This window comes from Streptomyces sp. NPDC057900, from assembly GCF_042887885.1.
GTDB lineage: Bacteria > Actinomycetota > Actinomycetes > Streptomycetales > Streptomycetaceae > Streptomyces.
In genome coordinates this window covers 1,643,981-1,656,068 of the sequence record NZ_JBHVOI010000001.1, presented here as the reverse complement: position 1 = coordinate 1,656,068, position 12,088 = coordinate 1,643,981, and the positions used below count along the sequence as shown (strand labels likewise).

Genomic DNA, 12,088 nt, shown 5'->3' with positions numbered 1-12,088 from the left:
AGGGAGCGAACCGGACCATACTCGGACGCGTGTTCCTGACGATCAGCACAACCGGCAACCCGGAGCGTCCCGCCACCGATCTCGGATTCCTGCTGCACAAGCATCCCGGGAAGGCGCAGACGTATTCCACCTCCCACGGCACCGCGCACGTCTTCTATCCAGAGGCGTCCGCGGAGCGCTGCACGGCGGCCCTGCTGCTGGAGGTGGACCCCGTCGCGCTGGTGCGCAAGGGCAAGGGCAAGGGCCGGGGCGGTGCCCCCGACGCGGCGCTCGCCCAGTACGTCAACGACCGCCCGTACGCCGCCTCCTCGCTGCTGTCCGTCGCGATGAGCACCGTCTTCAAGTCCGCGTTGAGCGGCACCTGCCGGGCGATGCCCGAGCGGGCCGAGGGGACGCTGCCGCTGCGGATCGAGGTGCCCGCACTGCCGGCCCGTGGTGGTGCCGAGCTGGTGCGGGGGCTCTTCGGTCCGCTCGGCTGGTCGCGGGTGGACGCGGTGGCCGTACCGCTGGACGAGCGGTTCCCCGAGTGGGGGGACTCGCGCTACGTACGGCTCGTGCTGGAGGGCGAGTTGCGGCTGGCGGACGCGCTGCGGCAGCTGTACGTCCTGCTGCCGGTGCTCGACGACGCGAAGCACTACTGGGTGTCGCCGGACGAGGTGGACAAGCTGCTGCGCGCCGGTGAGGGCTGGCTGGCCGATCACCCCGAGCAGAAGCTGATCACCAGCCGGTATCTGGCCCGGCGCTGGGGGCTGACGAGGCAGGCGATGGAGCGGCTGGAGCTGGTCCGGCTCGCGGAGTCGGACGACCTGGACGTCGAGAGCGTCGACAACGCGGTCGACGAGACGACCGATACGGAGGAGCGGCCGGTGCCGCTCGCGGAGCAGCGGCGGACCGCGATCCTGGCCGCGTTGACCGGCGCCGGAGCGAGCCGGGTGCTCGACCTGGGCTGCGGGCAGGGTCAGTTGGTGCAGGCACTGCTGAAGGACGTGCGTTTCACGGAGATCGTCGGGGTCGATGTCTCGATGCGCGCCCTCACCGTCGCCTCCCGCCGGCTGAAGCTGGACCGGATGGGGGAGCGGCAGGCCGCTCGCGTGACGCTCCAGCAGGGCTCGCTCACGTACACGGACAAGCGGCTCAAGGGGTACGACGCGGCGGTGCTCAGCGAGGTCATCGAGCATCTCGACCTGCCGCGGCTGCCCGCGCTGGAGTACGCGGTGTTCGGCTCGGCCCGGCCCCGCACCGTCCTGGTGACCACGCCGAACGTCGAGTACAACGTCCGCTGGGAGACGCTCCCGGCCGGGCACGTCCGGCACGGTGACCACCGCTTCGAATGGACCCGGGCCGAATTCCGGGACTGGGCGGGCGAGGTGGCCCACCGGCACGGGTACGGGGTGGAGTTCGTGCCCATCGGACCCGACGACCCGGAGGTGGGGCCGCCCACCCAGATGGCCGTGTTCACCATGACCACGGCCGACGAGAAGGAGAAGGAGGCGAAAGCCGCATGAGCGGGACCGACGACAGCGCCAGAGACAGCACCGACGAGAGCACGAGTGACAGCACCAGTCGGAGCGTCCCGCGCGTCCTGCCGGTGACCGATCTCTCCCTCGTGGTCCTCATCGGGGCGAGCGGCTCGGGCAAGTCCACCTTCGCCCACCGGCACTTCAGGCCGACCGAGATCATCTCCTCGGACTTCTGCCGGGGCCTGGTCGCCGACGACGAGAACGACCAGAGCGCCAGCCGGGACGCCTTCGACGTCCTGCACTACATCGCGGGCAAGCGGCTGGCCGCCGGACGGCTGACCGTCGTCGACGCCACGAACGTCCAGCCCGAGAGCCGCCGGCAGCTGGTGAAGCTGGCCAGGGAACACGACGTGCTGCCCATCGCGATCGTGCTGGACCTGCCGGAAGAGGTCTGCCAGTCGCGCAACGCAGCCCGCCCCGACCGGGCGGGCATGGGCCGCCATGTCGTCCAGCGCCACCGCCGCGAGCTGCGCCGCTCGCTGCGCGGACTGGAGCGCGAGGGCTTCCGCAAGGTCCACATCCTGCGCACGGAGGACGAGGCCGGACACGCCGAAGTGGTGCGGGAGCGCCGCTACAACGACCTCCGCCACCTCACCGGCCCGTTCGACATCATCGGGGACATCCACGGCTGCAGCTCCGAGCTGGAGACCCTCCTCGGCAAGCTCGGCTACGCGGACGGCGCGCACCCGGAGGGACGTACCGCGGTCTTCGTCGGAGACCTCGTCGACCGCGGACCCGACAGCCCCGGCGTGCTGCGCCGCGTCATGTCGATGGTGTCGGACGGCAACGCGCTCTGCGTGCCCGGCAACCACGAGAACAAGCTCGGCCGCTACCTCAAGGGCCGCAAGGTCCAGCAGACCCACGGACTCGCGGAGACCGTCGAGCAGCTGGAGCGGGAGGACAGCAAGGACCCGGAATTCCGCGAGCGGGTCGGTGAGTTCATCGACGGGCTCGTCAGCCACTACGTGCTGGACGGCGGCGATCTGGTCGTCTGCCACGCCGGGCTGCCGGAGAAGTACCACGGGCGCACCTCCGGACGGGTCCGCTCGCACGCGCTGTACGGCGACACCACGGGCGAGACCGACGCGTTCGGCCTGCCGGTGCGCTACCCGTGGGCGGAGGACTACCGGGGCCGGGCCACCGTCGTCTACGGCCACACCCCCGTACCCACCACCTCCTGGGTCAACAACACCATCTGCCTGGACACCGGCGCCGTCTTCGGCGGGAAGATGACCGCGCTGCGCTGGCCGGAGCGTGAACTCGTCGACGTACCGGCCGAGCGGGTCTGGTACGAGCCGGCGAAGCCGCTGGCCTCCGAGGCGCCGGGCGGCCACGAGGGCCGTCCGCTTGACCTCGGCGACGTGCGGGGCCGGCGGATCGTGGAGACCCGGCACATGGGCCGGATCGCGGTGCGCGAGGAGAACGCGGCAGCCGCGCTTGAGGTCATGAGCCGGTTCGCCGTCGACCCCCGGCTGCTGGCCTACCTGCCGCCGACCATGGCGCCGACGGCCACCTCGAAGGAGGAGGGCTACCTGGAGCACCCGGCCGAGGCGTTCGCGCAGTACCGGGCGGACGGCGTGGCCAAGGTCGTGTGCGAGGAGAAGCACATGGGCTCGCGGGCGGTCGCCCTGGTCTGCCGGGACGCCGACGTGGCGCGGGAACGCTTCGGCACGGGGGACGCCGGCTCCGGTGCCGCGGCGGGGGGCGGCCCGACGGGCGCCCTGCACACCCGCACCGGACGCCCCTTCCTGGACGACACCGCGCTGACCGAGGTGGTCCTCGGCCGGCTCCGCGCGGCCGTCACCGCCGCCGGTCTGTGGGAGGAGTGGGACACCGACTGGGTACTGCTCGACGCCGAGCTGATGCCCTGGTCCCTCAAGGCGGCCGGACTGCTCCGCTCGCAGTACGCGGCGGTCGGCGCCGCGTCCGGAGCCGTCTTCCCCGCGGCGGAGGCCGCCCTCGCGGCAGCGGCGGAGCGCGGCATCGACGTCGGCGCGCTCGCGGACCGGCAGCGCGGCCGGGCAGAGGACGCGGCCGCGTTCACCGAGGCCTATCGCCGTTACTGCTGGAGCACCGAGGGACTGGACGGTGTGCGGCTGGCTCCGTTCCAGGTCCTCGCGGTGCGGGGCCGTTCGCTCGCCACCGTCCCCCATGACGAGCAGCTGGGCTGGCTGGACCGGCTGGTGGAGCACGACCCCACGGGGCTGCTCCAGGTCACCCGGCGGCTCGTCGTCGACACCGCCGACGAGGCGTCGGTGCGCTCCGGTACCGACTGGTGGCGGGAGATGACCGGCCGCGGCGGCGAGGGCATGGTGGTCAAGCCGCTCGACGCGTTCGCCAAGGACGACAAGGGGCGGCTGGTCCAGCCGGGCATCAAGGTGCGCGGCCGGGAGTACCTGCGGATCATCTACGGACCCGAGTACACCCGCCCGGAGAACCTGGAGCGGCTGCGCGGCCGGTTCCTCGGCCACAAGCGCTCGCTCGCCCTGCGCGAGTACGCGCTGGGGCTCGAAGCCCTGGACCGGCTGGTCGGCGGCGAACCGCTGTGGCGGGTGCACGAGGCGGTGTTCGCGGTGCTGGCCCTGGAGTCGGAGCCGGTGGACCCCCGCCTGTAGTGACGGTCCGGCGCCTCCGGTAACGGTCCGCCGCCTGTGGTGGCGGACCGGGCCGGAACCGGCAGGCGATTCGCCGGGTGAACGGCGCTCCGCGCGGTGAGGATGTGGGCATGGGATTCCATGTCGACTCCGAGGCCGGGCGGCTGCGCCGCGTCATCCTGCACCGCCCCGATCTGGAACTGAAACGGCTCACCCCGAGCAACAAGGACGCGCTGCTCTTCGACGATGTGCTCTGGGTGCGCCGGGCCCGCCAGGAGCACGACGGGTTCGCGGACGTGCTCCGCGGCCGCGGGGTGGAGGTGCACCTCTTCGGCGACCTGCTCCAGGAGTCGCTGGAGATCCCGGTGGCCCGGCGCCTCGTCCTGGACCGGGTCTTCGACGAGAAGGAGTACGGCCCGCTCGCCACCGAACACCTGCGCGCCGCCTTCGAGGAGCTGACCGCCGCAGAGCTCTGCGAGGCGCTGGTCGGCGGGATGACCAAACGGGAGTTCCTGGGGCGGTTCCGGGAGCCGACCTCGGTCCGTTTCCACGTCATGGACCTGGACGACTTCCTGCTCGGTCCGCTGCCGAACCACCTCTTCACCCGTGACACCTCGGCCTGGATCTACGACGGGGTGTCCATCAACGCCATGCGCTGGCCGGCCCGGCAGCGCGAGACCGTCCACTTCGAGGCGATCTACGGCCACCATCCGCTCTTCACCGGCCCCGACGCGGGCGCCTTCCACCACTGGTCGCAGGGGCAGGACGACTACCCCTCCACCATCGAGGGCGGCGACGTGCTGGTCATCGGCCGGGGCGCCGTCCTCATCGGGATGAGCGAGCGCACCACCCCGCAGGCGGTGGAGATGCTGGCCCGCGGGCTCTTCGACGCCGGGTCCGCCCGGACGATCGTGGCGCTCGACATGCCCAAGAGCCGGGCCTTCATGCACCTGGACACGGTGATGACGATGGTCGACGGGGACACCTTCACCAAGTACGCGGGCCTGGGCATGCTGCGCTCGTACACCATCGAGCCGGGGGACGGCCCGCGTGATCTCAAGGTCACCGACCATCAGCCCGAGCACATGCACCGCGCCATCGCGGAGGCGCTGGGGCTGGACGCGATCCGGGTCCTCACCGCCACCCAGGACGTGCACGCCGCCGAGCGCGAGCAGTGGGACGACGGCTGCAATGTGCTGGCCGTCGAGCCCGGCGTCGTCGTCGCCTACGAGCGCAACGCCACCACAAACGCCCACCTGCGCAAGGAGGGGATCGAGGTCATCGAGATCCGGGGCAGCGAACTGGGCCGGGGCCGGGGCGGGCCCCGCTGCATGAGCTGCCCGGTGGTGCGCGATCCGGTGTAGCGCGTGGCGGGCGGGAGGACGCCCCCAACGCCCTGTATAGCGATGCATTGCATCGTATAGACTTCCAGGGTTACCGTATGCGTCCCCCCGCCCGACCCAGGAGCAGTCACCATGGCCATAGACCTCGCAGGCCGCCACTTCGTCAAGGAGCTGGACTTCACGGCCGAGGAGTTCCGCGGCCTGATCGACCTGGCCGCCGAGCTGAAGGCCGCGAAGAAGGCGGGGACCGAGGTGCAGCGGCTGCGCGGCCGGAACATCGCGCTGATCTTCGAGAAGACCTCGACCCGTACCCGGTGCGCGTTCGAGGTGGCCGCCGCCGACCAGGGCGCGGCCACCACGTACCTCGACCCGTCCGGCTCCCAGATGGGGCACAAGGAGTCGGTGAAGGACACCGCGCGTGTGCTGGGCCGGATGTTCGACGGGATCGAGTACCGGGGCGACAGCCAGGCGGCCGTCGAGGAGCTGGCGGAGTACGGCGGGGTGCCGGTCTTCAACGGGCTCTCCGACGACTGGCACCCCACCCAGATGCTCGCCGACTGCCTCACCATGACCGAGCACAGCACGAAGCCGCTGGAGCGGACCGCCTTCGCCTACCTCGGTGACGCCCGGTTCAACATGGGCAACTCCTACCTGGTCACGGGCGCTCTGCTGGGGATGGACGTGCGGATCGTCGCGCCGAAGGCCTACTGGCCCGCCGACGGAATCGTCGCGGAGGCCCGCAGGCTCGCGGAGGCCAGCGGGGCGACCGTCACGCTCACGGAGGACATCGCCGAGGGGGTGCGCGGCACCGACTTCATCGCCACCGACGTCTGGGTCTCGATGGGGGAGCCCAAGGAGGTCTGGGACGAGCGCATCGCCGCCCTCGCGCCGTACGCCGTCACCATGGACGTCCTGCGGGCCAGCGGCAACACCGACGTGAAGTTCCTGCACTGCCTCCCGGCCTACCACGATCTCGGCACCAAGGTGGGGCGGGAGATCCACGCCCGGCACGGTCTGACCGAGCTGGAGGTCAGCGACGAGGTCTTCGAGTCGGCCCACTCGGTCGTCTTCGACGAGGCGGAGAACCGGATGCACACGATCAAGGCGGTGCTGGTCGCGACGCTGGCCGGGCGCTGATCAGGACAGACCGTATGTTCATGCGCTCAATTGGGTGAACATGCGCATGGGTATCTATCATGGTGCCGTTGGTGGGGTTCGAGCTCGCACGCTCGAACCCCATTTTCGTGCGCCCCACCGGCCCCCCACGGCCCCCGGCGCACCCCCCCACATGCGCCACCAGAGATGAGAACAGCCCCGTGAGCCCCCTGCGTCTGCCCGGACCGCCCTACCGCGTCAAGGACCCCCACCAGCTGATCGCGGAGTCGGGGGCCGACCTGGAGGGGCACGGCCTCAAGCGCACCATGGGGCTCTTCCAGCTCGTGTGCTTCGGAGTCGGCGCCGTCGTCGGCACCGGCATCTTCGTCGGCCTCTCCGACAGCGTCGCCGAGGCCGGCCCGGCCGTCGTGCTGTCCTTCGTCCTCGCCGCGATCACCTGCATCTTCACCGCGTTCTCCTTCGCCGAACTGGGCAGCGCGATCCCGGTGTCCGGCAGCTCGTACTCCTTCGCCTACGCCACCCTCGGTGAACGCGTCGCCTTCCTCGTCGGCTGGTGCCTGCTCCTGGAGTACGGGGTATCCGTCTCCGCCGTGGCGGTGGGCTGGAGCCAGTACGTGAACGAGCTGCTCGACAGCCTCTTCGGACGGCAGCTGCCCGCCGCGCTCTCCTCCGGACCCGGTGACGGCGGCGTGATCAACCTGCCCGCGGTCATCGTGGTCATGATGGCCGCCACCCTGCTGGTGCGGGGTATCCGGGAGAGCGCCGGGGCCACCGCCGCGATGGCGGTCCTCAAGATCACCGTCCTGGTGATGTTCTGCGCCATCGCCTTCACCGCCTTCGAGCACGGCAACCTCACCCCGTTCGCGGCGCACGGCGCGGGCGGGGTCACCGCGGGGGCGTCGCTGGCGTTCTTCTCGTACATCGGGTTCGACGCCATCACCACCGCGGGCGAGGAGGTCAAGAACCCCCGGCGCAACATCCCGGTCGCCATCATGATCTGCATCGGCCTGGTCACGCTGCTCTACTGCGCGGTCGCCCTCGCCGCCATCGGCGCCCTCGGACCGGACGCCGTCTCCGACAAGCCGGCCGCGCTCTCGCTGATCGTCGACCGCGTCACCGGCTCGACGATCGGCGGCGGGATCATCGCCTTCGGCGCGATAGTCGCCATCGCCTCCGTCGTCCTCGCGGTGATGTACGGGCAGACCCGCATCCTCATGTCGATGTCGCGCGACGGCCTGGTCCCGAGGGTCTTCGAACGGGTCTCGCCGCGCACCTCGACGCCGGTCGCCAACACCTGGATCGTGGCCACCGTCTTCGCCGTACCGGCCGCCTTCTCGTCACTCGACGTGGTGGTGAACCTGACGACGATCGGCACGCTCGCCACCATGGTCGCCGTCAATGTCGCGGTGATCGTGCTGCGCCGCCGCAACCCCGAGGTGCGGGGCGCGTTCCGGATCCCGCTGCACCCGGTCGGCCCGCTGCTCGGCGTCGGCTTCTGCGTCTACCTCATGTACGGGACCGGCTGGACGACCTGGGTGCAGTTCGCGGTGTTCCTCGCGGCCGGTGCGGTGCTGTACGCCTGCTACGGACGGAGCCGGTCACGGCTGGCGGGCCGGACCGGGGCCTGATCCGTAGAGGACGCGTCGGCCCCCCCAAGAGCTGTCCCGCCGGTCCGTCAGTCCACGGGGCGGGCCTGGGACGGCAGGGTGAACCACACCGCCTTGCCCTGTTCCGTCGTGCGGTGACCGCAGGACGCGCTGAGGGTGCGGATCAGCAGCAGTCCCCGGCCGTGCTCCTGCCAGGGGTCCGGCTCGCTGCCGGGGCCTGGGCGGGAGAGATCGCCCGGCGGCGCGGGATCGCGGTCGTGCACCTCCACCTGGCAGCCGGTCGGCAGCAGCTCCACCACCAGCTCGACCGGCTCGTCGCCCGGAGTGTGCTCCACCGCGTTCGCGACCAGCTCGGCGGTGAGGAGTTCGGCGGTGTCGCTGTCCGCGGAGGCCTCGATGTCCGCCAGAGCCGTACGGATCAGGGCGCGCGCGATCGGCACGGCCGCGGCTGTGTGCGGCAGCGCGATCCGCCAGGAGGCGGGAGCGGGGACATCGGGCGGCACGGCGGGGGGTTCCATTCGGAGTCGAAACGTTCCTGGAACGCATTGCTTCTCGGTTCAACCGTACGAAGCATCGCGGCTCGGACAAGGGGCTGTCGACCGGTACGAAGGGGGACTTTCGTCACTGCGTTCCCCGCTCCACGTATCCGAGGCCTCACACTCCGCGTCATCTATCGCGCACTCGTGACGGAAGTCACGTACGAGTGATAAATTCGACGCAAGCAGCAGCCCGACGGCTGAAGGGGACCACCCTCCATGAGCCCGTTTCCCAGCTCCGCGCCAGGTACGGAGAACTGGCGCCACCTCCGGGTCACCACGCGCGACGGGGTCGCCACCGTCACCCTGGCCCGCCCGGAGAAGCTCAACGCGCTGACCTTCGGCGCCTACGCGGATCTGCGCGATCTGCTGGCCGAGCTGTCCAGGGAGCGTTCCGTGCGGGCCCTGGTGCTGGCCGGTGAGGGGCGCGGCTTCTGCTCCGGGGGCGACGTGGACGAGATCATCGGGGCCACCCTCGCGATGGACACCGCCCAGCTCCTGGACTTCAACCGGATGACCGGCCAGGTGGTACGGGCCCTGCGCGAGTGCCCCTTCCCCGTCGTCGCGGCCCTGCACGGGGTCGCCGCGGGCGCGGGCGCCGTCCTCGCGCTGGCAGCCGACTTCCGGATCGCGGACCCGACGGCCAGGTTCGCCTTCCTCTTCACCCGCGTCGGGCTCTCCGGCGGCGACATGGGCGCCGCCTACCTGCTGCCCCGGGTGGTGGGCCTCGGCCACGCCACCAGACTGCTGATGCTCGGCGACCCCGTCCGCGCCCCCGAGGCGGAGCGCATCGGGCTGATCAGCGAGCTGACGGAGGAGGGCCATGCCGACGAGCGGGCCGCCGAGCTGGCCCGCCGCCTCGCGGACGGCCCCGCGCTCGCCCTCGCCCAGACGAAGGCGCTCCTCACCGCCGAACTCGACATGCCGCTGGCCGCGGCGGTGGAGATGGACGCCGCCACCCAGGCCCTGCTGATGCACGGCGAGGACTACGCCGAGTTCCACGCCGCGTTCACCGAGAAGCGGCTGCCGAAGTGGCGGGGCCGGTGACAACCACCGGCACCGGGGACCCCGCGGGCCCGCACCGCATCGCCGTCATCGGCGGCGGCCCCGGCGGGCTCTACGCCGCGGCCCTGCTCAAGCGGCTCGGCCCGGAGCGCGAGATCACCCTCTGGGAGCGCAACGCCCCCGACGACACCTTCGGCTTCGGCGTCGTCCTCTCCGACGAGACGCTCGGCGGCATCGAACACGCCGACCCCACCGTCCACCGCGCGCTCCAGAAGGAGTTCGTCCGCTGGGACGACATCGACATCGTCCACCGGGGCCACACCCAGACCTCCGGCGGCCACGGCTTCGCCGCGCTCGGCCGCCGACGCCTCCTGGAGATCCTGCACGAACGCTGCGCCTCCCTCGGGGTGCGGCTCCGCTTCCGCACCGAGGCCCCGCCCGCCGCCGAACTCGCCGCCTCCCACGACCTGGTCATCGCCGCCGACGGGGTGCACAGCGCCACCCGCGAGGCCCACGCCGACAGCTTCGGCCCCCGCGTCAGCGACCACCGCTGCCGCTACATCTGGCTCGCCGCCGACTTCGCCCTGGACGCCTTCCGCTTCGAGACGGCCGAGACCGCGTACGGCGTGATGCAGCTGCACGGCTACCCGTTCTCCCCGGACGCCTCCACCGTCATCGTGGAGATGCGCGAAGAGGTCTGGCGGGCCGCCGGATTCGACACCTGCGAACCGGCCGAGTCGATCCGGCACTGCGCCACGATCTTCGAGGCCGCACTCGGCGGCCGGCCGCTGCGGTCCAACAACTCCTCCTGGCTCACCTTCAGCACCGTCGTCAACGCCCACTGGTCACACCGCAACACGGTCCTCATCGGCGACGCCGCCCACACCGCGCACTTCTCCATCGGCTCCGGTACCAAACTCGCCGTGGAGGACGCCCTCGCGCTCGCCGCCTGCGTCGAGGAGCAGCCCGGACTGCCCGAGGCGCTCGCCGCGTACGAGAGCGAGCGCCGCCCCGTCGTCGAATCGACCCAGCGCGCCGCCGCGGCCAGCCTGCGCTGGTTCGAGGATCTGGGCACGTACGTCGACCAGCCGCCCCGCCAGTTCGCGTTCAACCTCCTCACCCGCAGCCGCCGCGTCACCCACGACAACCTGCGGCTGCGCGACTCCTCCTTCACCGCCGCCGTCGAGGAGGAGTTCGGCTGCCCGCCCGGCACCCCGCCGATGTTCACCCCGCTGCGGCTGCGCGGCCTCGAACTGCGCAACCGCGTCGTCGTGTCGCCCATGGACATGTACTCGGCGACCGACGGCGTCCCCGGCGACTTCCACCTGGTCCACCTGGGCGCGAGGGCGCTCGGCGGTGCCGGGCTCGTCATGACGGAGATGGTCTGCGTCAGCCCCGAGGGGCGCATCACCCCCGGCTGCACCGGCCTCTACAACGAACACCAGGCCGCCGCCTGGAGCCGGATCACCGACTTCGTGCACACCGGATCACCCGGCACCGCCATCGGCGTCCAGCTCGGCCACTCCGGCCGCAAGGGCTCCACCAAGCTCATGTGGGACGGCATCGACCAGCCGCTGGACGACGGCAACTGGCCGCTCACGGCCGCTTCCCCGATCCCGTACGCCCAAGGCGTCAGCCAGATCCCGCACGCCCTGGACCGGGCCGGACTCGACGCCGTGCGCGGGCAGTTCGCGGACGCCGCCCGCCGCGCGGACGCCTGCGGATTCGACCTCCTCGAACTGCACTGCGCCCACGGCTACCTGCTCTCCGGATTCCTGTCCCCGCTCACCAACCAACGCACCGACGCGTACGGCGGCACCTTGGAGAACCGGCTCCGCTTCCCGCTGGAGGTCTTCGACACGATCCGGGAGCTGTGGCCCGACGACCGGCCGATGACCGTCCGGATCTCCGCCACGGACTGGGCCGAGGGCGGCACCACGGCCGAGGACGCCGTCGGGATGGCCCGCGCGTTCGTCGCGCACGGCGCCGACGCCATCGACGTCTCCACCGGGCAGGTCGTCCCCGGTGAGCGGCCCGAGTTCGGCCGCTCCTACCAGACCCCGTACGCCGACCGGATCCGCAACACCCTGTGCGTGCCCGTCATCGCGGTCGGCGCCATCTCCTCCTGGGACGACGTCAACTCCCTGCTGCTGGCGGGCCGCGCCGACCTCTGCGCCCTGGCCCGCCCCCACCTGTACGACCCGCACTGGACGCTGCACGCGGCGGCCGAGCAGGGCTACCCGGGGCCCGGCGCGCCCTGGCCGCTCCCGTACCGCGCGGGCAGCCGCACCCCGCCGGCCGGCCGCACCGACGCACCGAAACCGCGGCTCACCCTGGGCTGAGCGGCGGGCACGCGTGGCTGCCCCC

At 71.7% G+C, this 12,088-nt stretch carries 8 protein-coding genes; 7 read left to right on the top strand and 1 reads right to left on the bottom strand.

The window, feature by feature from the left end; all coding sequences use genetic code 11:
* The first annotated feature begins 29 nt into the window (after positions 1-29).
* The 5 genes from ACFVQ0_RS06910 (at position 30) to ACFVQ0_RS06890 (ending at position 8,201) form a co-directional block, all read left to right on the top strand.
* Entirely contained in the window at positions 30-1,505 is a 1,476-nt protein-coding gene (locus tag ACFVQ0_RS06910; protein WP_390085265.1) for a 3' terminal RNA ribose 2'-O-methyltransferase Hen1, read from the top strand.
* Positions 1,502-4,135, top strand: coding sequence for a polynucleotide kinase-phosphatase (locus ACFVQ0_RS06905; RefSeq protein WP_390085263.1), 2,634 nt, complete (start codon positions 1,502-1,504; stop codon positions 4,133-4,135). Before ACFVQ0_RS06910 ends, ACFVQ0_RS06905 begins: the two co-directional genes overlap by 4 nt.
* A 110-nt stretch (positions 4,136-4,245) precedes the next feature.
* Positions 4,246-5,478 (top strand): arginine deiminase, encoded by a 1,233-nt coding sequence (locus ACFVQ0_RS06900; protein ID WP_390085261.1) that lies wholly within the window; start codon positions 4,246-4,248, stop codon positions 5,476-5,478.
* 111 nt (positions 5,479-5,589) lie between these two features.
* Positions 5,590-6,594 (top strand): ornithine carbamoyltransferase, encoded by a 1,005-nt coding sequence (argF, locus tag ACFVQ0_RS06895; RefSeq protein WP_390085259.1) that lies wholly within the window; start codon positions 5,590-5,592, stop codon positions 6,592-6,594.
* 179 nt (positions 6,595-6,773) lie between these two features.
* Positions 6,774-8,201: an amino acid permease gene (locus ACFVQ0_RS06890; protein WP_390085257.1), complete on the top strand. Its 1,428-nt coding sequence runs from the start codon at positions 6,774-6,776 to the stop codon at positions 8,199-8,201.
* Between the two features lie 47 nt (positions 8,202-8,248).
* Here ACFVQ0_RS06890 and ACFVQ0_RS06885 read toward each other — a convergent pair whose 3' ends face one another.
* Positions 8,249-8,683, bottom strand: coding sequence for an ATP-binding protein (locus tag ACFVQ0_RS06885; RefSeq protein ID WP_390085424.1), 435 nt, complete (start codon positions 8,681-8,683; stop codon positions 8,249-8,251).
* 252 nt (positions 8,684-8,935) lie between these two features.
* On the opposite strand from ACFVQ0_RS06885, the gene ACFVQ0_RS06880 reads away from it, so the two are divergent.
* Complete coding sequence (locus ACFVQ0_RS06880; RefSeq protein WP_390085255.1) at positions 8,936-9,763, top strand: enoyl-CoA hydratase family protein; 828 nt, start codon at positions 8,936-8,938, stop codon at positions 9,761-9,763.
* Positions 9,760-12,063: a bifunctional salicylyl-CoA 5-hydroxylase/oxidoreductase gene (locus tag ACFVQ0_RS06875; RefSeq protein ID WP_390085253.1), complete on the top strand. Its 2,304-nt coding sequence runs from the start codon at positions 9,760-9,762 to the stop codon at positions 12,061-12,063. Before ACFVQ0_RS06880 ends, ACFVQ0_RS06875 begins: the two co-directional genes overlap by 4 nt.
* Positions 12,064-12,088: the final 25 nt, after the last annotated feature.